This window comes from Pseudomonas sp. D3-10, assembly GCF_051132175.1.
Taxonomy (GTDB): Bacteria; Pseudomonadota; Gammaproteobacteria; order Pseudomonadales; family Pseudomonadaceae; genus Aquipseudomonas.
In genome coordinates, this window is sequence record NZ_CP071668.1 from 2,550,963 (window position 1) to 2,570,000 (window position 19,038).

The window sequence follows — 19,038 nt, forward strand, 5'->3', positions numbered from 1 at the left end:
CCGCCGAGGAATACCCATGTCCGATCTGTCCTTTTCCAGCTTTTGCGGCTGGCTCAAATTTCGTCATCTGCTGCTGATCGACACGTTGGGACGCACCTGCAACATGCATTTGGCGGCCGAGCAGATGAACCTCAGCCAGCCGGCCGTGAGCAAAATGCTCAAGGAAATCGAGAGCCTGCTCGGCTTCGCCCTGTTCGAGCGTCGACCGCGCAGCATGCCGCCCACCGCCCTGGGCGAGCACGTGCTGCGCTACGCGCAAATAGCCCTGAATGACGCCCGTTCGTTCGTCGAACAGATCAGCAGCCTGCGAGAAGGTGGCCACGGTTACTTGAAGGTCGGCGGTATTTTTGCCGCGACGGCGGTGGCGTTGCCCGAGGCGATCCTGCAGATCAAGCAGCGCTGGCCCTTGCTGTCCATCGAAGTGGTGGAGCAAACCAGTAATCATCTGATGAAGATGCTCGAAGAAAAGAAGCTCGACCTGGCCGTGGCGCGTTTCACCGATCAAAGCCAGCAGCAGCGCTACGACTTCCAGCCCCTGGCCCCCGAACCGTTCTGCATCGTGGTCAACGATCGCCATCCGCTGGCCAACGCTGGGCCGACATCCTTGCAGCAACTGGTGGACCTGCCGTGGATTCTCTATCCGGTCGGCACGCCGATTCGCGCCCGCATGGAGCTGGCCTTTGCCGAAGCTGGTGTGGGGATGCCGCGCAACACCATCGACACGATTTCGATGCAGACTTTCCTCCAGGTCCTGCAACGTGGCCCCATGATCGGCATGTTGCCCAACGCGATGGTCGACCCGTTGCTCGAAAGCGGCCAGCTCAAGACCCTTGACACGCCGCTGCACCTGGTGCCCCAAGACTACGGCATTCTCACCCGCAAGGACGAGCCGCTGGTGGGCGCGGCCCTGGAGTTCGCCGAGATCCTCAAGGACAACGCCCGCTTGAGTGGTTGAACGTGCCGCCCCATCGCGAGCAAGCTCGCTACCACACAGCCTGCTTGCGCTGAACCCGTGGCGAGGGAGCTTGCTCCCGCTGGGCTACGCAGTAGCCCCCTACGATTTCTGATAACACTGGGTTATCAACTAATCCAAAAATGCCATTGGGAAAGAATCGTTTCCCGACAGTAGAGTCCTCGTTCAATCGCCGGATGACTCGCTCATTCGACGTGACCCAATAAAAACAATCAGGGGTTACCTCATGCAAACCATCTCCGAGCATTCGCCCGCCCAGGCTTCCGCCGGCGGACTCGATTTCGAGGACCGGACCTACCGCAAGGTCATCTGGCGAATCCTGCCTGTCCTGCTGTTGTGCTACATGGCGGCCTACCTCGACCGGGTGAACATCGGTTTCGCCAAGCTCGACATGCTCAACGAGCTGCAATTCAGCAACACGGTCTATGCCTTGGGCGCCAGTATGTTTTTCTGGGGCTATTTCCTGTTCGAAGTCCCCAGCAACCTGTTGCTGCATCGCTTTGGCGCGCGGTTCTGGATCGCCCGGATCATGCTCAGCTGGGCGGTGATCTCCATGGCGGTGGCCTACACTGTGCCGCTGGCGGCGTTCTTCCATATCGAATCGAGCACTATGTTCTATGTGCTGCGTTTCCTGCTGGGTATCTGTGAAGCGGGCTTTTTCCCGGGCGTGATCCTTTACCTCAATTACTGGTTTCCGACCCACCGGCAGAGCCGGGTGATGTCCGGGTTCCTGTTGGCCTTGCCGGTCAGCCTGACCCTCGGCGGGATCTTGTCCGGCTGGCTGATGAATAGCATGCAGGGCGTGCGAGGCCTGTCCGGCTGGCAATGGATGCTGATCATCGAGGGCATCCCTTCGATCATCATGGCTTTCGTGGTAATCGTCTGCCTGGCCGACAACATCGACAAGGCCAAGTGGCTGTCGGCAGCAGAAAAAGCCATGCTCAAGGCCAACCTGCAAACCGACAACCAGGGCAAGGCGTCGCGCTTGAGCGAGGTGTTTTTCAACCCTCGGGTGTGGTTGCTGGTGTTGATTTTGCTGACCTTCAACACCGGCTTCTATGGCCTGGCATTCTGGATGCCTTCGATCATCAAGAGCACCGGCATCACCAACAGCCTGCACATCGGTTTGCTCACCGCCATCCCTTATTCGGTGGCCGTCGTGGCGATGCTGCTCAACGCCCGGCACTCCAACCGCACCGGTGAGCGGCGCCTTCACGCGGCGATTCCAGCCTTTATCGGTGGCGCCGGGCTGATCCTCAGTGCGTTCTTCGCCGATAACCTGGTGCTGTCGGTGCTGTTCCTCAGCGTCTCCGCTTCGGGGATCCTCAGCCTTATGCCGATCTTCTGGACCCTGCCGGGCACCGTGTTGTCGGGCGTCGCTGCCGCTGCCGGGATCGGCATGATCAACGCCATCGGCAACCTGTCGGGCTTCACCGGATCGATGATCACCGCCGTGGCCGAGACGCTTACCGGTAATATCAACAATGGTACGTATGTCCTGGCCCTGTGCCTGTTGGTCAGTGGCGGGCTGATCCTGGCCATTCCGGCCTCGATGCTCGCCAGGGCACCAAAAAGCGCAGTCCCGGCAACGCAACTGGAGACCGCATGAGCCTGCAGAACAAACGGGTGCTGGTGACGGCGGCCGGGCAGGGTATCGGCCTCGCCAGCGCGGTGGCCTTCGCCCAGGCCGGGGCCGAGGTGTTTGCCAGTGACATCGATACGCGCGCATTGGCGGGCATCGAAGGGGTGACGGCGGTCACCCTGGATGTCACCTCGGCCAGCGCCATCGAGGCTGTCCGCGACTGGATCGGCGGCCTGGACGTGCTCTTCAACTGCGCCGGTTACGTGCACAGCGGCAACATCCTGGACTGCGACGAAGCGGCCTGGGTGCGTTCGATGGACCTCAACGTCACGGCCATGTACCGGATGATCCGTGCGTTCCTGCCAGGCATGCTGGCGCGGGGTGGCGGGTCGATCATCAACATGTCGTCGGTGGCGTCCAGTGTCAAAGGCGTGCCCAATCGTTTCGCCTACGCTGCCAGCAAGGCAGCGGTGGTGGGGCTGACCAAATCTGTCGCCATCGACTTCGTCAGCCAGGGGATCCGCTGCAACGCGATCTGCCCCGGCACCGTGGATTCACCATCGCTGCGCCAGCGCATTGCCGACCAGGCCGCGCAGCAGGGTGTCGATGTGCAACAGGTCTACCGGCAGTTTCTTGACCGTCAGCCCATGGGGCGCATTGGCAACACTCAGGAAATCGCGCAACTGGCGCTGTACCTGGGCAGTGACGCGTCCGCCTACACCACGGGAGCGGTGCACGTGATCGATGGCGGCATGAGCCTTTGAGTTTTCACTTGAACAGGAGCACTTCATGAAACTGTTGCGATACGGCGAAAAAGGTTCGGAAAAGCCCGGGCTGCTGGATGACGACCATCAGGTCCGCGACCTGTCGGGCCATGTGCCGGACATCGCCGGCAACGTCCTGGAGCCGGAAGGCCTGGCCAGACTCGCGGCCATCGACCCGCACAGCTTGCCGGTGGTGACCGGCCAGCCTCGGATCGGCCCGTGCGTCGGGCAGGTCGGCAAGTTCATCTGCATCGGTTTGAACTACGCCGACCATGCCGCCGAATCGAACATGGAGGTGCCGAAAGAGCCGATCATCTTCAACAAATGGACCAGTGCCATTTGCGGGCCGAATGACGATATCCAGATCCCCCGCGGCTCGCTCAAGACCGACTGGGAAGTCGAGCTGGGCGTGGTCATCGGCAAAGGCGGGCGATACATCGACGAAGCGAATGCCCTGGAGCACGTCGCCGGATATTGCGTCATCAACGACGTGTCGGAGCGCGAATGGCAGCTCGAACGTGGCGGCACCTGGGACAAAGGCAAAGGCTTCGACACCTTCGGCCCTCTCGGGCCGTGGCTGGTGACCAAGGATGAGATCCCAGACCCGCATACGCTGGACCTGTGGTTGGAAGTCGACGGGCATCGCTATCAGAACGGCAATACCCGGACGCTGATCTTCAGCGTGCCGCAACTGATCGCCTACCTCAGCCAGTGCATGAGCCTGCAACCGGGCGACGTCATTTCGACCGGCACGCCGCCGGGTGTCGGGCTGGGCATCAAGCCCAACCCGGTGTTCCTGCGGCCGGGCCAGACCATGCGCCTCGGGATTGCAGGATTGGGTGAGCAGCGTCAGGTGACCGTGCAGGCGGATTGATCCGGGAAGCGTTCAAGGGTAAGTAGTGCCGCCAATCCTATTCGGGTCTGCGACACCTGACGCGCTTGCGGGCGTGCCTGCCTGCTCGATGACCAGCTCGGCAAGAATCGCAACGGGGTCGGCCAGGCTCTGTCGCGACCGATGGATCAGGCCGATGTCCCGATGAAACGTGTGTGGCCCCAGGTCTAGGGCCCGCACGCCTTTGGGCCACGGCTGATGGGCTGACGTCTGCGGCACCAGGGCGACACCGACGCCTTTTTCCACCAGTTTGATGATCGCGTCCAGTTCATCCAGTTCGCACACTTCCCGCAGGGTGAAATGCATCTGCCGCAGGAAACGATCGACCTGCCTGCCGCCGAACGAGGACCGGTCATAACGGATGAAGGGTTGGCTGGACAGCAGCGCCGCCCAATCCTCGCCGGGCATTGCACGGGGAATGATCAGCCGATAAGGCTCCAATGCCAGGGTGGTCCAGCGCAGATCACTTTGCAGCGAGAACGGCGGGCGGATCATCACGGCCATGTCGATTTCACCGGCGTCCACCAGATTGATCAATTCCACCGACAGGCCCGGCACGATGCGTGTGCGGCACTGCGGGCATTGCTGGTGAAACCTGGCGAGAGCGTCCGGCAGGTACGAGCGCTGGACCGAGGCGATCGCGCCGATGTTCACCAGCACGCTGGCGGGAAGCCCGGGGGTGGCGGAGCCGAGACTCTCGTAAAGGCGAAGCAGTTCCTGGGCTTGCAGGAGAACCTGGTGGCCCCGCTTGTTGAGGTGGGCCGTGCGCCCCTTGCGGTCGAATAGCTCGAAGCCCAGCTCGGCTTCCAGGCGCTGGATCTGCGCACTGACCGCCGCCTGGGTGAGGCCGATCTTGTGCCCGGCTGCGGCGAAGGTGCCTTCGCGCGCGACGGCAATGAGGGTCTTGAGTTCTTTGATCATTGATAAAGATTAATGGTCTTTCTAAGAAATTTATATTGATTTTATTGTTCGGTTCCCGCGCCTACGATGGGCAAACGCGCGGTTGCGTATCCCATGATTGAATCTTTGGAGTCCCGATGAGCGTCTCGCCTTTCCATTTAGCAATTCCGGTCTATGACCTTGCGGCAGCCCGTACTTTTTACAGCCAAGTGTTTGGGTTGGAGGAGGGCCGCTCCAGTGAACAGTGGGTCGATTTCAATTTCTACGGTCACCAGTTGGTGATCCACGAGCACCCCAAGACCGCGTCCCAGGAAAGCGTGCACAGCAACGCCGTGGATGGGCACGATGTGCCGGTGCCTCATTTTGGTGTGGTATTGGGGTGGGCTGAATGGGAAGCGCTGGCCGAGCGACTGAAATCCTTCGGCACTCAATTTGTGATCGAGCCCTACGTGCGTTTCAAGGGGCAGGTGGGCGAACAGGCGACGATGTTCCTGTTCGACCCTTGCGGCAATGCGCTGGAGTTCAAGGCGTTCAAGGACATGAGTCAGTTGTTCGCCAAATAACGGCATGCGCATGACCCTGTGGGAGCGAGCTTGCTCGCGAAAGCGTTGGATCAGTTTGCAGCGATGTTGGATGTGCCGACGCCTTCGCGAGCAGGCTCGCTCCCACAGGGTTCGGTGCCGTCCTTAGCCATGCACCGTCACGCGATTGCGCCCTGTCTTCTTCGATGTATACAACGCCTGGTCGGCCCGGGCGATCAGCTCGGCATGGTCGTTCGCCGGCGTGCTCAGGTCGGCCACGCCCAGGCTGATGGTGAACCGAATCTCCTGGCCGTTGTACTGCACCAACAATTGTTCAACAGCCTTGCGCAGGCGCTCTGCGAAAATCCGTGCGCCGGCCTGTTCGGTGTCCGACAGCACCACGCCGAACTCTTCGCCCCCGTAGCGCCCGGCCACGTCGGACTCGCGTACGTGCTCGTGCAATAGCGCGGCAACCTGTTCGATCACCTTGTCGCCGGCCTGGTGGCCGTAGGTGTCGTTGACCTGCTTGAAATGATCGATGTCCAGCATCACCAGGCTCAGGGCGTTGCCATAGCGCTGATGGCGGGCGTAGGCGGCTTTCAGGGCGCCTTCCCAATGACCGCGGTTATAGAGGCCGGTCAGGCGATCGGTGCTGGAGAGCAATTGCAGTTGTGCATTGGCGGCCTGGATCTGATGGCGATTGGTCGCGACGTCGGTGACGTCATAGATCACCAGGCAGATATGGTTGATTCGGTTGTCAGGCGAGCGCAGCGGCAGCAAGGTGGTGTTCTGGTACATGAACTCTTCCTGGCCGGTGATCGGTTGGTAGCTCTTGAAGCGCATCAGGTACGGGCGCTGCTCCCAGACCGTGAAGGCGGGGGTGCCCAGGGTCGCGACGCTTTCCACCTTGCGGCTGAACCATTGGCGGTCGATTTCCGGGAACAGGCTGAAGAAATTCCGGTTCTGGGCGTCCTTGGGTTGGACGCCGGAGCGGTTCTCCATGAAGGTGTTCCAGACCTGAACGCGGTACTCACGGTCGAGCACCACCACGCCGACGTCGATGCTCTGAACGATGGCCAGCAACCAGTGGAATTCGTTCAGATCGATGGAATCGGTCATGGCTCAGCTCATCAGGTAGGCGAGTTTGTGGGTCAGCCGCTCGATGGAATCCTCCGTGAACAGCAGTAACAGGTCGAAGCGGATATCCTGGCCTTCAAGGCCGTAGCTGATCTCCACCGCGAGGGTTTTTTTCCAATGGACGCGGTTTGCCCGGATCAATTCCTCGATGGCCGCATGCTGGCCGAGGACCTGCGGATGACCTTGGGAGAACACCACATCGATCTGCTCGGCGATGCTGCTCAGGCACGCACCGATCAGGATGCTCGAAAGGTCCACCAGCATCTCCAGGTCTGAATAGTCGGCGCTTTCGCGCTGCATCAATTGGGCGATATCGGCGATTTCCGAATCATGGAAAATCAGCAGGGCTTCGCCGGCAATGCCGCTGCCGATAAAACCCTGACAGATGGCCGTGAGTTGCTGGGAACCGCCGACGTCGTTCAAGGCCATGTGCAATTCGCCGACTTCGAGCACGTTGACGTTCGGCACCGGCAGTTGCACGAAAACCCCCAGCACCTTGGCAATCAGGGCGGCGGCCTGGCCGATGGCAACGTTGACCGTTTCGCGGAACGCGTCCTGGAAGCTGATGGCCGTGTTCGGTGTCGCTCGGTTCTGTGGCGGCGCCTGACCGGGCTGGCTCAACAGCCCCACGCGGTTGAGGGTCTGGCGCAGTTCGTTTTCATCGAACGGTTTTTTCAGGAAGGCCAACGCGCCCAGCTCAAGGACGCGGCGCACGGCCTCATCCTGAATGTCACCGGAAATCACGATGACCTGCGCCTTGAGGCCTTCGGCGCGCAACGCGCTCAGGACCTGGTATCCATCCATTTCCGGCATGGTCAGGTCGAGCAGCACCACATGGCCGAGGCCCTGACGTATGGCATCCATGGCCTGGCGGCCATTGACCGCCTCGGTGACTGAAACCGGCCAGTCTTGCGGCAGCGCACGCAACACTTGCTTGCGCGCCATGGTGGAGTCATCGCACACAACCAGAGGGATCAACGGCACTGGGGTGTCCAACGACGAATAGCGGGGGAGTTCCTTCGTGCCTCATTCATAGGCGGCAGTGGCCCTCTGATCAATGAACGGGATGCTGTCTTGGCTTCTTTTAAAAACTGGACCATTAAGTCAAGGGCGTCAAACGCCACTCGTCATCTGGCGCAACTGCGCCGGACTCACCCCTAGGCGCTGCTTGAACGTTGTTGTCATGTGCGCCTGGGAGCTGAAACCGCAGGCGTGGGCGATTTGCGCCAACGTCGCCGATGAGTCGCGTATCAACGCCCGGGCTTTGGCGAGGCGGCGGTCGATCAGGTAAGCGTGGGGGCTTTTGCCCGTCGCGAACTTGAAGGCGCGCATGAAATAACCTTCGGACAATCCCAGCAACTGCGCCATTGCCGAGACGCCCAGCGGTTGATCGAGGCCGGCATCGATGAACTCGTCGAGCAGGCGCATCCGGCTGTCGGTCATGGAGCCCTGGAGCGTTGCGCAAGAATGTTCGCCCGGCGTCACGCGCTCGGCCAGCGCCACCGCCCAGGCTTGCCAATCATCTTCGACCGAAGCGTGCAGCAACGCCTTGCGCATGCGTTGCGCGAGGGCGCTGGCGCGTGGGTCGACGCGATTGTTGAACGCATGATCTCCAGGCAGCACGACGCCGTCAGTGCGCACCAGACGCAGGTATTCGCCGCCAACGGGTGACTCCGAATACACGTCGCACTGGGCTGGCACGAACGCCAGGCCGTTGGGCTTGGCGTAGAACGGCTGCACCCGGTCGCTGCCAATGGCATGCAGGCCTCGCTGGCTGTCGAAGGCAAAGCCGATGACCGGCTGGGTTGCAACGTATCGAGCCGAATAGGCGCTACCGGGGAGCAGTTCGATGAGCCACGGGCCGGCCTCGACGCGACGGGTCGATTCAGTCGGGCGCGGTGGCTGTGGGCGGTTTCGATGGCTCATCTACCCATAGTAGTGAAGCGAGGGGACAAAAGTCAGGTCAGTTTTTTGAAAGCCCGGCTTCGGCGTCCCTGGCTAGACTGGCCGAAACCCAAGGAGACCCATCATGTACGCACTGACTCTCGACGATATCGAACAAGCGGCTCGCCAGGTCTACCAGGTCATGCCCGCCACGGCCCAGTACGCCTGGCCCTTGCTGGCGCAACGCCTCGGTTGCACGGTGTGGGTCAAGCACGAAAATCATACCCCCACGGGCGCGTTCAAGGTCCGCGGCGGCATCACATTCATGGATTGGCTCAAGCGTGAGCATCCGCGAACGAAAGGCATTGTCACCACGACCCGTGGCAACCATGGCCAGAGCCAGGCGCTGGCGGCCAGCGCGGCGGGGCTGCGGGCATTGATCGTGGTGCCGGAGGGGAACTCGGTCGAGAAGAACGACGCCATGCGCGGCTTCGGTGGCGAAGTGATTGAATACGGCCGCGATTTCGATGAGGCTCGTGAAGAAGCGGCACGCCTGGCGCAGACCCAGGGACTCTATCTCGTACCGCCGTTTCATACCGAGCTGGTCAGAGGCGTCGCTACCTACGCGCTCGAGCTGTTCAAGGCCGTGCCTGACCTGGACACCGTCTACGTGCCCATTGGCTGCGGCTCCGGGATCTGCGCGGTCATCGCTGCCCGTGATGCCCTGGGCTTGCAAACCCAGGTCGTGGGCGTGGTGTCCACCGAGGCGACGGCGGCGAAGCTGTCATTTGAAGCGGGTGAAATCCGCGAAACCGCCTCGGCCGATACCTTTGCCGACGGCCTCGCCGTGCGCAAGCCGATTGCGCAGGCCTTCGCCATCTACAGCGCTGGCGCGGCGCGCATCGTAGCGGTCAGCGACCAGGAAATTGCCGAGGCCATGCGCGTCTATTACACCGACACCCACAACCTGGCCGAAGGTGCCGGCGCGGCGACGTTGGCGGCGCTTATCCAGGAGCGCGGGAAGATGGAAGGGAAGAAGGTCGGGGTGATTTTGTCGGGCGGTAATATCGATCGATCGGTGTATGCCCGCGTAATCGGGTAGTCAAGAGACGACAGGGCGATGGGATTGTGACCAAATCCAGGTTTGGTCATAAGTTGTCAACGGTCGTCGGGATGCGTAAGCTGCCCCGATGAACCAGCCATCCATTGCACCACCCAGCGCCCGTGGACCCGCCGATCACGACATTCGTGACCAGATCATCGCGGCCGCCCATGAACATTTCAGCCAGTACGGCTTTGGCAAGACCACGGTTTCCGACCTGGCCAAGGCTATCGGCTTCTCCAAGGCGTACATCTACAAGTTCTTCGATTCCAAGCAGGCGATCGGCGAAGCCATCTGCGCCAACTGCCTGTCGACGATCGTCGAGGCGGTGGAAGAGGCGATCAACGTAGACGGGCTGACGGCAACGGAGCGCTTGCGCAGGCTGGTCAAAACATTAGTGGTCACGGGCGTGAACCTGTTTTTCAACGACCGCAAGCTCTACGATATCGCGGCTTTCTCGGCTTCGGAGCGCTGGCCCAGTTCCCAGGCGTATAACGAACGGATCAAGAGCTTCGTGCTGGAGATCATCCGCCAAGGGCGTGAGCTCGGCGAGTTTGAACGACGCACGCCTCTGGACGAAACGGTGGAGGCCATCCACCTGGCCTTGCGGCCGTTCGTCAACCCCTTGCTGCTGCAATACAACCTCGACTTCGTCGAGGAAGCCCCCACGCTCACGACCAATCTCATCCTGCGTAGCCTGATGCCCTGAGCTTTGGCTGATGGCCACTCTTGCCGCTATTTAGTGACCATTTCTAAAAATGTTCACCTTGTCGCCACAGCTCCTTCCTCGGGAGCTTGCCAACCACCGCCAAGCGAACGGAATGCCGCGACCGCTGCCCGTGCTGATTCCGTTCGAGCCTGCGCTCGGGCATCGGATGCCTGCAGCAACGTCTCGTCGGCGTTGAGCACGTCGATCAGGCTGGCGGTGCCTTTCTGGTAGGCGACGAAGGCCGATTGACGGGCCTGGTTCAAAGACGTTTCGCCTTGGGTGAGGGTGGTCGCCTGGGTTTCGCGATTGACCAGCGCGCTAAAGGCGTTTTCGACGTCTTCAGTGGCGCGCAGCACGGACTGGCGATAAGCAGCCAACGCTTCGGCTTCCTCGCCCTTGGCCTCGTCGATCCGGGCGTTGATGCGGCCAAAATCGAAGAGCCTCCAGCGCAGCCCCAGTACGCCCGCCGATTGGCTGGCGCCGCCACTGAACAAGTTACCGCCGGACACCGCCGTGGCGCTGCCGAGCAAGGCGCTGAGGGAGAACTTTGGATAGTACTCGGCGACGGCCTCGCCGATGCGCGCATCGGAGGCCGCAAGGTGGCGCTCGGCGACGATCAGGTCTGGCCGGCGACGCAGCAGGTCCGCCGGCGTTCCGGTTGTGGTTATTTGTGGGGCGAGGGGAATGTCGCGGCGCTCGGCCAATAGCGGCCGATGGGTGCCGGGCGGAGTGCCGAGCATGACATCCAAGGCGTTCATCGCGGCATCCAGGCCGGTCTGCAGGACCGGTAACGTTGCCTGGACTTGTGCCAGTTGCCCCTCGGTCTGGCGAACCTGATAGCTGGCGCCGAGGCCTTTGTTGTACAGCAATTGGACTTTTTCCAGCAGGTCTTGCTGCGTCCTGACCTGTCGGTTTGCAATGTCCAGCCGGGCCTGCAGTCCACGAACGGTGATGTAGGTGTCGGCGACCTGCGCGGCGACCGCCAAGCGCGTGGCGACCGCAGCGGCCTCGGACGCCTGGTAGTCCGCCAGCGCTGCTTCGCGTCCACGCCGCAGGCCGCCGAAGGCATCTATCTCCCAACTGGCGCCGAGGTTGAGTTCGTAGGAACTTCCGTATCGATCATAGCCAGGCGTTGAATCGAGCACCTGGCCGAGCGGGGTCTCCACCGACTGGTAGGCGCGCGCGGCCTGGCCACTGATATTTCCCGAGGGCAGCAAAGCGGCGTTCGCTGCGCCCAGTCCGGCCCGTGCCTGCATCACGCGCGCCGATGCCTGCGCCAAGTCCAGGTTTTGTTCAAGGGCCTTGGTGACAAACACCGTGAGGTTTGGATCACCAAACGCTTCCCACCAGACAATCGAGTCGGCCCGAACGCTCGCGGACCGCTGTTCGACCAGAGGCTGGCCTACGTAACGACTCGAAAGTGGGACTGCGGGACGATGGTAGTCCGGGCCGACCGCGCAACCTGTCAACAAGCCGGTGCTCAGAAAAAAAGCCAGGGGGCGCAAGGGTGGCATGGAAAATTCCTCGAGTCGATGCGGATTGTGACCATATCATAAAATGGTCACAAGCTGTCAATTGGCTTCCAGGCAGGGCTAACGGACAATTGTTAAGCGCAACACGGCTTGAAGGCTGACGGTCATAGTGCATGGGTCGTGACGATTGACAGATATGGTCACTCGAATGAGAATGCGCCTTCCATCCTGTCCGCTCATGAAAAGGGACCTTATGCTCCGGCGCCGACCTGTCACCCTTGCCGCTTGCTTGCTGCCTCTCGTCCTGACGGCGTGTGGCAAGTCATCCACCGAGAAAGATCCACGCACGCTTGCGCCCATCGTGAGGGTCGCGCAAGTTTTGGGTTCGCCCGACCGGTCACGTTCGTTTACCGGCGTGGTCACGGCCAGGGTCCAGAGCGACCTGGGCTTTCGCGTGTCGGGCAAGGTCCTCGAGCGGCTGGTCGACACCGGCCAGACGGTCAAGCGCGGCCAGCCACTGATGCGCCTGGATCCTGTCGACCTGGGGCTGCAAGCGCGAGCACAACAGGAGGCCGTCGCCGCCGCTCGGGCGAGGGCGAAGCAGACCGCCGATGACGAGGCTCGTTACCGAGACCTTGTCGCTGCCGGCGCCATTTCCGCCTCGGGCTACGACCAGATCAAGGCCGCCGCCGATACCGCAAGGGCGCAACTCAGCGCGGCCCAGGCCCAGGCTGACGTTGCCCGCAACGCTTCTGGTTATGCCGTGCTGCTCGCCGACGCCGATGGCGTTGTGATGGAAACGCTCGCCGAGCCCGGGCAAGTTGTCGCTCTTGGACAAATCGTGGTTCGACTGGCCCGGGCAGGCCAGCGCGAAGCCGTAGTGCAACTGCCTGAAACCCTGCGGCCGACGTCGGGGTCAGTCGCCCAGGCGACGCTGTACGGCAATGCCAGCGAGGCGGTCAATGCGAAGCTGAGGTTGCTGTCGGATTCCGCCGACCCTGTAACGCGCACCTTCGAGGCGCGTTACGTGTTGGAGGGCGCGCTGGCCAGCGCACCGCTGGGTTCCACGGTCACGCTCCGGGTCGCCGCGGGGCCTCGGACGGAACAGGCACTGCAAGTTCCGATCGCTGCCATTTTCGACTCGGGCAAAGGCAGTGGTGTCTGGGTCATCACGGGCGAACCGGCGACAGTCGCCTGGCGTCCGGTGAAGGTCGTCGGCTTGAGCGACGACGCCGCGCAGGTCTTGGGCGAGCTGAAAATGGGCGAGCAGATCGTTGCGCTCGGCGCCCATCTGCTGCACGAGGGCGAGGCGGTGCGTCTTGCGCAACCGCAAGACGTGAAGGTTGCGGGGAATCGCCCATGAGCTTCAACCTCTCCGCGCTCGCCGTCCGCGAGCGTTCCATCACGGTATTCCTGCTGTTGCTGATCGCCGTTGCGGGTGTCCTCGCTTTTTTCCAGCTCGGCCGCGCGGAAGACCCACCCTTCACGGTAAAGCAACTGACGGTCATCACCGCCTGGCCAGGCGCGACAGCCCAGGAAATGCAAGACCAGGTCGCCGAACCGCTGGAAAAACGGCTGCAAGAATTGAAGTGGTACGACCGCACGGAAACCTATACCCGTCCCGGCCTTGCGTTCACGATGGTGTCGCTGGTCGATCGGACGCCGCCGTCGCAAGTGCAGGAAGAGTTCTACCAGGCGCGCAAGAAGCTGGCTGACGAGGCGATCAAACTGCCGCCCGGGGTTATAGGGCCGATGGTCAATGATGAATTTTCCGACGTGACCTTCGCCTTGTTCGCCCTGAAAGCCAAAGGCGAGCCGCAACGACGGCTGGTGCGTGATGCCGAAGCGCTGCGCCAACAACTGCTGCATGTGCCAGGCGTGAAGAAGATCAATATCATCGGCGAGCAGGCCGAACGGATCTTCGTGTCCTTTTCCCACGATCGCTTGGCGACCCTGGGTGTGTCGCCCCAGGATATTTTTACCGCCCTCAACAGCCAGAACATGCTCACGCCCGCCGGCTCCATCGAAACCGTCGGGCCGCAGGTGTTCCTGCGCCTGGATGGCGCTTTCGACAAGCTGCAGAAGATTCGCGACACGCCGGTCGTGGTACAGGGGCGCTCGCTGAAGCTGTCGGACGTGGCGACTGTCGAGCGTGGCTATGAAGACCCCGCCACGTTCCTGGTGCGCAACGGTGGCGAAGAGGCGTTGTTATTGGGCGTGATCATGCGCGAGGGCTGGAATGGCCTGGACCTGGGCAAGGCCTTGGATACGCAGATCAGCAAGATCAACCAAGACATGCCGCTGGGCATGGCGCTGACCAAGGTTACCGATCAATCGGTCAATATCGACTCGGCGGTCGGCGAGTTCATGGTCAAGTTCTTCGTCGCGCTGCTGGTGGTGATGATTGTCTGTTTCCTCAGCATGGGCTGGCGCGTGGGTGTCGTGGTCGCGGCGGCCGTGCCGTTGACGTTGGCCGTGGTGTTCGTGGTCATGGCCGCCACCGGCAAGAATTTCGACCGAATCACCCTCGGCTCGCTGATCCTCGCGCTCGGTTTGCTGGTGGACGACGCGATCATCGCCATTGAAATGATGGTGGTGAAAATGGAGGAGGGCTACGACCGGATCAAGGCCAGCGCGTATGCCTGGAGCCACACGGCCGCACCGATGTTGTCCGGCACGCTGGTGACCGCCATCGGCTTCATGCCCAACGGCTTCGCGCAATCGACCGCTGGCGAATACACCAGCAACATGTTCTGGATCGTCGGCATCGCGCTGATTGCTTCCTGGGTGGTCGCGGTGGCATTCACACCGTACCTGGGCGTGAAATTGTTGCCCGACATCAAGCAGGTCGAAGGCGGGCACGCGGCCATCTACAACACGCGGCACTACAACCGTTTCCGCCGAGTGCTGACGCGAGTCATCGCGCGCAAATGGTGGGTGGCCGGTACGGTGATCGCGACATTCGTGGTGGCGATCCTCGGCATGGGCCTGGTGAAAAAACAGTTCTTTCCGACCTCGGATCGGCCCGAGGTGCTGGTGGAAGTGCAGATGCCGTACGGCACCTCCATCGAGCAAACCAGCGCCACCACCGCCAGGGTCGAGGCCTGGCTGCAACAACAGGAAGAGGCCCGGATCGTCACCGCCTACATCGGCCAAGGCGCGCCGCGTTTCTACCTGGCGATGGCACCGGAACTTCCCGATCCGTCATTTGCCAAGATTGTCGTGCTGACGGACAGCCAGCAAGCACGCGAAGCCCTCAAGTTCCGTCTCCGCGAAGCGATCGCCGAGGGGCTGGCTCCCGAGGCGCGGGTGCGGGTCACTCAATTGGTGTTCGGCCCGTATTCACCGTTCCCCGTGGCGTATCGTGTGATGGGCCCTGATTCGACGAAGCTGCGCGAGATCGCCAGTCAGGTCCAGAGCATCATGCAGGCGAGCCCGATGATGAGGACCGTCAACACCGACTGGGGACCCTTGGTGCCGACGCTGCATTTCAATCTCGACCAGGACCGCTTGCAAGCGGTGGGGCTGACGTCCAATGCGGTCGCCCAGCAATTGCAATTTCTGCTCAGCGGCGTGCCGATCACGGCAGTGCGCGAGGACATCCGTTCGGTGCAGGTGATCGGCCGCGCCGCCGGTGACATCCGCCTCGACCCCGCGCGGATCGAAGGTTTCACCCTAGTGGGCGCGACAGGCCAGCGCATTCCGCTGTCCCAGGTCGGCGAGGTGGATGTGCGCATGGAAGATCCGATCCTGCGCCGTCGTGATCGCACGCCGACCATGACGGTGCGCGGCGATATTGCCGAAGGCCTGCAGCCGCCGGACGTCTCCAGCGCGATTATCAAGCAACTGCAACCGGTCATCGACAGGTTGCCCGCCGGCTACCGGATCGAGCAGGCGGGCGCCATCGAGGAGTCGGGCAAGGCCGGCAAGGCCATCGTGCCGCTGGTGCCGATCATGGTCGCCTTGACGTTGCTGATCATCATCCTGCAAGTGCGCTCGATCTCGGCGATGATCATGGTGTTCTTGACGGCGCCACTGGGGCTGATCGGCGTCGTGCCGACATTGCTGATCTTCAATCAGCCATTTGGTATCAATGCATTGGTCGGCCTGATCGCCCTGTCGGGCATTCTCATGCGCAATACGCTGATCCTGATCGGGCAAATCCATCACAACGCCAACGAAGGGCTGGATCCGTTCCATGCGGTGATCGAGGCCACGGTGCAGCGTGCACGGCCGGTGTTGCTCACGGCATTGGCGGCAATCCTGGCATTCATCCCCCTGACACATTCGGTGTTCTGGGGCACGCTGGCCTACACCCTGATCGGCGGCACGTTCGTCGGCACCATCATGACGCTGGTGTTCCTGCCGGCGATGTATTCCATCTGGTTCAAGATCCGTCCTGATACGAAGAGGGCTTCATGAAAAATCGCGAAGGTCAAAAACGCATCGTCATCACTGGCGTAGGCATCGTCGGCCCGCTGGGCTGCGGGGTGGAAGAGGTCTGGCAGCGCTTGCTGGCCGGGCAATCCGGCATTCGCAACCTGTCCGCCGACGTCACCGACGGGACCGGCGTCGCCGTGGGGGGGCAAGTGCCGACCTTGGAAGAGGACGGTATCGCCGGTTACGACCCGGAGCGCCTCATCGCGCCCAAGGATCGCAAGAAGATGGACCGCTTCATCGAGTTCGCCCTGGTGGCGGCTCACGAAGCCTTGGAGCAGGCGGGCTGGCATCCTGTTGATCCCGTCCATCAGGAGCGGACTGCCACGATCATTTCTTCGGGCGTGGGTGGTTTCGCCACGATTGCCGATGCGGTGCGCACCACCGATGCTCGCGGTCCACGTCGACTGTCGCCGTTCACCGCGCCGGCTTTCCTGGCCAACATGGCGGCCGGGCAGGTGTCCATCCGGCATGGTTTCAAAGGGCCGCTAGGTGCGCCGGTCACGGCCTGCGCCGCTGGCGTGCAGGCCATTGGCGACGCCGCCCGGCTGATCAAAAGTGGCGAGGCGGACATTGCCATTTGCGGTGGCACCGAGGCGGCGATCGATCGCGTGACGTTGGGCTGCTTCGCGGCGGCGCGGGCGTTGTCCACGGGATTTGCCGAGCGTCCACAAGAGGCCTCGCGGCCGTTCGATCGGGAGCGCGACGGCTTCGTCATGGCCGAAGGCGCCGGGTTGCTGGTGATCGAGTCGCTGGAACACGCCCTGGCCCGGGGTGCCAAGCCCCTGGCGGAGTTGGTGGGGTATGGCACCAGCGCCGATGCCTACCACCTGACCGCGGGCCCGGAGGATGGCAACGGCGCCCGCCGCGCCATGGAGCAGGCGTTGCGCCAGGCAGGTCTCAACCCCAGCGAAGTGCAGCACATCAATGCCCACGCGACGTCCACCCAGGTGGGTGATGCCGGTGAGCTGGCGGCGATCCGCGCGGTTTTTGGCACGAACGGCGGCGCGGGCGCAGGCGTGGCGATCACTTCTACCAAATCAGCCACTGGCCACTTGTTGGGCGCGGCCGGCGGCATCGAAGCGATCTTCACGGTTTTGGCGCTGCGTGATCAGATCGTGCCGCCGACGCTGAACCTGATGCATCCCGACGAGGCAGCCAACGGCCTCGATCTGGTTGGCCTGAAGGCCCGGAAAATGCCGATCACCCATGCACTGTCGAATGGGTTCGGTTTTGGTGGCGTCAATGCCAGCGTGTTATTCCGTCGTTGGGACGATTGACGCCGCGTCAGCGGCGCAAGCGGAACAGCACCAGCGCGATCAGGCAGGTCGACGCCTGGATCGCGCCCAGTGTGGCGATGGGTGAAAAGCTCAGCACGGCGGCGAGCCAGGTGGTCAACGCTGCCGCACCCATGGAGAGAAAACCCAGCAGCGCCGAGGCCATCCCGGCCTCTTTGCCGAAAGGTCCCATGGTGATCGCCGTGCCCAAGGGGTTCGCCAGGCCCATGCCCCAAAGGAACGTCACCATCGACACCGCATACCAGCCAAGCCCCGGGCTGGCCGGCCCCACGATGAGCAAACCACCGCCGACCATGGCGCAGGCAATGCCCAGCAGGGCGGTGTTACCTGGGCCAAAACGTCGGGCCAGGCGAGGAGCGGCCAGGCCGGCGGCGAACACCACAAACACCGTTGATGCGAAATACAGGCCGGCCTGCAGGGACGTCAGGCCGATGCCTTTCATGAGAATGGCCGGGGCAGCGGCGAATGACGCGAACAGACCGCTGAGCAACAGGCTCATCGACAGGGCAGGGAGGATGAAACGCTTGTCCACCATCAGCCTGGCGTAAGCGCGCACCACACTGCCGGTAGAGTGCGGCGCCCGGCGGTCGGCGGGATGGGTTTCGCCAAGATCGCGTACATAGAAGAACGCCAGCACCACGGCGGCCAATCCCACCAGGATAAAGATGGCGCGCCATCCGAGCGTGATGGACAGCACGCTGCCCGCCAAGGGTGAGAAACCTGGCGCAGCGGCCGTGGCGACCATCGTCAATGACAGGGCGCGGGCCAGTGTCTCGCCTTCGAACAGATCCCGTGCGATGGCCCGCGACAGCACCGAGGCCGCGCACACGCCCAACGCCTGAACGACGCGGCCGGCAATCAGTACCTCAAGGGTGGTGGCGAGGCCGCCAATGACGGTGCCGACTATGAACACCGACAGTCCGCCCAGCACCAGTTTCTGCCGTCCATAACGGTCAGCCAACGGCCCGACCACCAATTGGCCCAGGGCAAAAGTGACGAAGTAACTGGAGAGCGTCAGGCCCAGTTCGCGGGCGGTCACGCCGAGGTCATCACCGATCACCGGGAACGCAGGGAGGATGATATTGGTGGAGAGCATGCCGATGGCCGCGAGGCCGGCGAGCAGTGCGACGATTCGGCCGGTCAGGGCTGGGCTCGATGCGAGTGGCTGCGCGTCTGCAATCGCTGATGCATTCCCAGTTTCCATGAATCAATCCCCTTGGCCGGTTTTTGTCTGGCTTATGATGATCGTAATATGACGATCGTCATCCGATGCGTCAAGGTCAAAAGAGGATTCAGAAGGATGGGGGCGATGAAGGGAATTCGAACGGGCGCAGAGAGGTGTTTGTACGGTGTGAAATGAGTCCGGT

At 62.3% G+C, this 19,038-nt stretch carries 16 protein-coding genes; 10 read left to right on the forward strand and 6 right to left on the reverse strand.

All coding sequences use genetic code 11. The features are described 5' to 3' along the window. Positions 1-16: 16 nt before the first annotated feature. From J3P90_RS11735 to J3P90_RS11750, 4 genes are all read left to right on the forward strand, one after another. Positions 17-955, forward strand: a complete 939-nt coding sequence (locus J3P90_RS11735) for a LysR family transcriptional regulator (RefSeq protein ID WP_434559205.1) — start codon at positions 17-19, stop codon at positions 953-955. 244 nt (positions 956-1,199) lie between these two features. Further along, complete coding sequence (locus tag J3P90_RS11740) at positions 1,200-2,582, forward strand: MFS transporter (RefSeq protein ID WP_434676418.1); 1,383 nt, start codon at positions 1,200-1,202, stop codon at positions 2,580-2,582. Beyond that, the gene (locus J3P90_RS11745) at positions 2,579-3,319 is read left to right on the forward strand and encodes an SDR family oxidoreductase (protein ID WP_420763700.1); all 741 of its coding nucleotides are present in this window, start codon (positions 2,579-2,581) and stop codon (positions 3,317-3,319) included. The genes J3P90_RS11740 and J3P90_RS11745 overlap by 4 nt, the downstream gene beginning before the upstream one ends. A 25-nt stretch (positions 3,320-3,344) precedes the next feature. Further along, complete coding sequence (locus J3P90_RS11750) at positions 3,345-4,193, forward strand: ureidoglycolate lyase (RefSeq protein WP_434676419.1); 849 nt, start codon at positions 3,345-3,347, stop codon at positions 4,191-4,193. Positions 4,194-4,205: 12 nt separating this feature from the next. Here J3P90_RS11750 and J3P90_RS11755 read toward each other — a convergent pair whose 3' ends face one another. Continuing rightward, positions 4,206-5,132 carry a LysR substrate-binding domain-containing protein gene (locus J3P90_RS11755; RefSeq protein ID WP_434647772.1) on the reverse strand — a complete coding sequence of 309 codons (927 nt, stop codon included), beginning with the start codon at positions 5,130-5,132 and terminating at the stop codon, positions 4,206-4,208. Positions 5,133-5,248: 116 nt separating this feature from the next. Between J3P90_RS11755 and J3P90_RS11760 the strand changes: the two genes are divergently transcribed. Next, on the forward strand, positions 5,249-5,674 hold the full coding sequence (locus J3P90_RS11760; RefSeq protein ID WP_434606075.1) for a VOC family protein: 426 nt from the start codon (positions 5,249-5,251) through the stop codon (positions 5,672-5,674). A 123-nt stretch (positions 5,675-5,797) separates the two neighbouring features. Here J3P90_RS11760 and J3P90_RS11765 read toward each other — a convergent pair whose 3' ends face one another. The 3 genes from J3P90_RS11765 to J3P90_RS11775 all read right to left on the reverse strand — a co-directional run bounded on the left by J3P90_RS11765 (position 5,798) and on the right by J3P90_RS11775 (position 8,695). After that, complete coding sequence (locus tag J3P90_RS11765; protein WP_434676420.1) at positions 5,798-6,751, reverse strand: diguanylate cyclase; 954 nt, start codon at positions 6,749-6,751, stop codon at positions 5,798-5,800. 3 nt (positions 6,752-6,754) lie between these two features. Continuing rightward, complete coding sequence (locus J3P90_RS11770; RefSeq protein ID WP_434676573.1) at positions 6,755-7,714, reverse strand: response regulator; 960 nt, start codon at positions 7,712-7,714, stop codon at positions 6,755-6,757. A gap of 168 nt (positions 7,715-7,882) precedes the next feature. Beyond that, the gene (locus J3P90_RS11775) at positions 7,883-8,695 is read right to left on the reverse strand and encodes a helix-turn-helix transcriptional regulator (RefSeq protein ID WP_434627440.1); all 813 of its coding nucleotides are present in this window, start codon (positions 8,693-8,695) and stop codon (positions 7,883-7,885) included. A gap of 103 nt (positions 8,696-8,798) precedes the next feature. On the opposite strand from J3P90_RS11775, the gene J3P90_RS11780 reads away from it, so the two are divergent. Together J3P90_RS11780 and J3P90_RS11785 are read left to right on the forward strand one after the other, a co-directional pair. Next, entirely contained in the window at positions 8,799-9,755 is a 957-nt protein-coding gene (locus J3P90_RS11780) for a threonine dehydratase (RefSeq protein WP_434676421.1), read from the forward strand. A gap of 88 nt (positions 9,756-9,843) precedes the next feature. Next, positions 9,844-10,464 (forward strand): TetR/AcrR family transcriptional regulator, encoded by a 621-nt coding sequence (locus J3P90_RS11785; RefSeq protein ID WP_420763708.1) that lies wholly within the window; start codon positions 9,844-9,846, stop codon positions 10,462-10,464. Between the two features lie 53 nt (positions 10,465-10,517). On the opposite strand, the gene J3P90_RS11790 is transcribed toward J3P90_RS11785, so the two are convergent. Then, a complete protein-coding gene (locus J3P90_RS11790; protein ID WP_434676422.1) occupies positions 10,518-11,978 on the reverse strand; it encodes an efflux transporter outer membrane subunit in 1,461 nt (486 codons plus the stop codon). 211 nt (positions 11,979-12,189) lie between these two features. On the opposite strand from J3P90_RS11790, the gene J3P90_RS11795 reads away from it, so the two are divergent. The 3 genes from J3P90_RS11795 to fabF are packed head-to-tail and all read left to right on the forward strand — an operon-like array spanning position 12,190 to position 17,653. Beyond that, positions 12,190-13,299, forward strand: coding sequence for an efflux RND transporter periplasmic adaptor subunit (locus J3P90_RS11795; RefSeq protein WP_434676423.1), 1,110 nt, complete (start codon positions 12,190-12,192; stop codon positions 13,297-13,299). Next, entirely contained in the window at positions 13,296-16,358 is a 3,063-nt protein-coding gene (locus J3P90_RS11800) for an efflux RND transporter permease subunit (RefSeq protein ID WP_434676424.1), read from the forward strand. Before J3P90_RS11795 ends, J3P90_RS11800 begins: the two co-directional genes overlap by 4 nt. After that, positions 16,355-17,653, forward strand: a complete 1,299-nt coding sequence (gene fabF / locus J3P90_RS11805; RefSeq protein ID WP_434606059.1) for a beta-ketoacyl-ACP synthase II — start codon at positions 16,355-16,357, stop codon at positions 17,651-17,653. Before J3P90_RS11800 ends, fabF begins: the two co-directional genes overlap by 4 nt. 7 nt (positions 17,654-17,660) lie before the next feature. On the opposite strand, the gene J3P90_RS11810 is transcribed toward fabF, so the two are convergent. Then, positions 17,661-18,875 (reverse strand): multidrug effflux MFS transporter, encoded by a 1,215-nt coding sequence (locus J3P90_RS11810; protein ID WP_434676425.1) that lies wholly within the window; start codon positions 18,873-18,875, stop codon positions 17,661-17,663. Positions 18,876-19,038 lie beyond the last annotated feature (163 nt).

Coding starts and splice junctions, on each gene's coding strand:
- J3P90_RS11785 (WP_420763708.1), top strand. CDS start 9,844: ATGAACCAGCCATCCATTGCACCACCCAGCGCCCGTGGACCCGCCGAT.
- J3P90_RS11810 (WP_434676425.1), bottom strand. CDS start 18,875: ATGGAAACTGGGAATGCATCAGCGATTGCAGACGCGCAGCCACTCGCA.
- J3P90_RS11735 (WP_434559205.1), top strand. CDS start 17: ATGTCCGATCTGTCCTTTTCCAGCTTTTGCGGCTGGCTCAAATTTCGT.
- J3P90_RS11800 (WP_434676424.1), top strand. CDS start 13,296: ATGAGCTTCAACCTCTCCGCGCTCGCCGTCCGCGAGCGTTCCATCACG.
- J3P90_RS11790 (WP_434676422.1), bottom strand. CDS start 11,978: ATGCCACCCTTGCGCCCCCTGGCTTTTTTTCTGAGCACCGGCTTGTTG.
- J3P90_RS11745 (WP_420763700.1), top strand. CDS start 2,579: ATGAGCCTGCAGAACAAACGGGTGCTGGTGACGGCGGCCGGGCAGGGT.
- J3P90_RS11755 (WP_434647772.1), bottom strand. CDS start 5,132: ATGATCAAAGAACTCAAGACCCTCATTGCCGTCGCGCGCGAAGGCACC.
- J3P90_RS11740 (WP_434676418.1), top strand. CDS start 1,200: ATGCAAACCATCTCCGAGCATTCGCCCGCCCAGGCTTCCGCCGGCGGA.
- J3P90_RS11750 (WP_434676419.1), top strand. CDS start 3,345: ATGAAACTGTTGCGATACGGCGAAAAAGGTTCGGAAAAGCCCGGGCTG.
- J3P90_RS11765 (WP_434676420.1), bottom strand. CDS start 6,751: ATGACCGATTCCATCGATCTGAACGAATTCCACTGGTTGCTGGCCATC.
- J3P90_RS11760 (WP_434606075.1), top strand. CDS start 5,249: ATGAGCGTCTCGCCTTTCCATTTAGCAATTCCGGTCTATGACCTTGCG.
- J3P90_RS11795 (WP_434676423.1), top strand. CDS start 12,190: ATGCTCCGGCGCCGACCTGTCACCCTTGCCGCTTGCTTGCTGCCTCTC.
- J3P90_RS11780 (WP_434676421.1), top strand. CDS start 8,799: ATGTACGCACTGACTCTCGACGATATCGAACAAGCGGCTCGCCAGGTC.
- J3P90_RS11770 (WP_434676573.1), bottom strand. CDS start 7,714: ATGGCGCGCAAGCAAGTGTTGCGTGCGCTGCCGCAAGACTGGCCGGTT.
- fabF (WP_434606059.1), top strand. CDS start 16,355: ATGAAAAATCGCGAAGGTCAAAAACGCATCGTCATCACTGGCGTAGGC.
- J3P90_RS11775 (WP_434627440.1), bottom strand. CDS start 8,695: ATGAGCCATCGAAACCGCCCACAGCCACCGCGCCCGACTGAATCGACC.